2 protein-coding genes and 1 pseudogene are annotated in these 1,787 nt (G+C 49.1%); all 3 read right to left on the reverse strand.

Going from position 1 to position 1,787, the window contains the following annotated elements; genetic code table 11:
* Window positions 1–358: pseudogene (locus tag WBV27_RS08925) on the reverse strand (heliorhodopsin HeR); the annotation flags it as partial.
* A 94-nt stretch (window positions 359–452) separates the two neighbouring features.
* Window positions 453–1,082 carry a DUF2238 domain-containing protein gene (locus WBV27_RS08930; RefSeq protein WP_424201321.1) on the reverse strand — a complete coding sequence of 210 codons (630 nt, stop codon included), beginning with the start codon at window positions 1,080–1,082 and terminating at the stop codon, window positions 453–455.
* Window positions 1,083–1,097: 15 nt separating this feature from the next.
* Window positions 1,098–1,787 (reverse strand): hypothetical protein (locus WBV27_RS08935; RefSeq protein ID WP_424201323.1); only part of this gene is annotated, 690 nt, incomplete at its 5' end.

Here is a 1,787-nt window from a genome sequence, read left to right on the forward strand (position 1 = left end):
ATGAACTGAGTGCATATTCGAACCAACGAAATTTGTTGATGCCCTTTGCCAAATCGGCGTTGTAGACAGCATTCAGGTTCTTGGGAATGGAAATCAAGGCATGCGCGATGGCGGAAATGAACAAGAACGAAGCAACGAGGATACCGAACGGCAGGTCGAAAAGGACACGCGAGGCAGTTTCCAACGAACGCGTTTCGGGATTAAAAGCCAGATAGAATTGGCTGATTTCAGGACTGAACTCGCCGATTTTTTGGATGACGTTCGTTGCCAAAAAGAGCATCGCAATCCCTTGGACTAGGTGGAGTCCACCCATAATCAGATTGAAGCGTCGTAGTTTTTCTGCGGTAATCTCTTTCATGATGATGTACCTTCCTTTCTATAAATAACTGTAAAATAATGACAACTAACCATTCTCATTCATTGAATCAAACTGTTCTTCAATCAGAATGCCTTTAACCATCCCCCATCTTTTCCATTTGGCTGTCGTGAAACGGGCCGAACACAAACAAGGCCAGGCTCGCACCGATCAATGCCCAAATCATATCCCAAAGGCTGTCGAAGGCGTCACCCTGCGTCCCCATCACAGTATCGGCGGGCACATCCATAATATTGACGATCGCAAATTCGCTCAGTTCATAGGCTGCACTGAACCCGAGACAGGACAGAATGACGATAAGCAACAGCATTTTTCCTTTCTTGACGTAACCGCCCCGCAGCAGGAATTCCTTGGCCAAAAAAGCCGGTACGAAGCCTTGGGCGAAGTGCCCCACCCGGTCGAAGTAGTTGCGCTCCCAACCGAACTGTTCTTTCCATTGATTGAACAAAGGATTCTGGGAATAGGTAAAGTGCGCGCCGTACACCAACAACAAAGCATGCAGAAAAGCCATCACATAGACGAAGGTGCTGAACCGGAACTTCCGATAAGTCACAACCAACAAGAAAACAAGCAGGAGCGCAGGAGTCATCTGACCCATCCAAGCCAGCCGATCCAATGGACGGATAGCCGAAATAATGTACGCTATAACGAAAAGAACCAAAAGGATTATATGCAAGGGTTCCGCCTTTTTGCCATTTTCCGCCATCCGTTCCGCCCCCTTTTATTTAAGTGACCGTTCCGCAACCTGATCCATATACAGCTGCATGTCGAACTTGCGCTTCAGGCCTTTGTCGTTCATGAAACGGACATTCCCGAAGATGGCCCGTTCCCCCCACGGCCGGTCGTGTTTGCCGAAACACCAGCTCACCCCTGCGAAACCGTTCGGATCGCGGCCATCCAACAGATACTTGTTGTTCAGATAAATGGCTTTGCGATAGGCTTCCTCCGGCGTGTTGCTCCACTCCAGGATTTTCTTGGCCCAATACATCCGCATGTACCCATGCATTTTACCGGTCAGGTTCATCTCCATTTGTGCTGTATTCCAATAGTCGTCGTGGGTCTTGGCCGCTTCCAATTCCTCCACAGAATACAGATATTCCCGTTCATCCGCCAAGTGTTTATCCAGCGTCTTCTTGGCCCAATCCGGCACGGCTGCAAAGGAATCGTACTGTTCATTGTAGTAAACGAAATTGACGGCCAATTCCCTTCTGACAACAAGTTCCTCGAGGAAACTTTGCTGACTTTCGCTGTCCATCCCCATCAGTCTGCGATAGATATAGAGCGGCGAAATCTGCCCGAAATGGAGGTATGGACTCAGATTTGAGGTGAAGGACTCGCCAGGGCGATTCTTCCGTTCGCTGTACCTGGCCAATTTATTCTCGATGAACTCCTCGAGCCAGCGCTTGGCTTC

Origin of the sequence: Trichococcus sp., assembly GCF_049589555.1 — a bacterium.
Lineage (GTDB): Bacteria > Bacillota > Bacilli > Lactobacillales > Aerococcaceae > Trichococcus.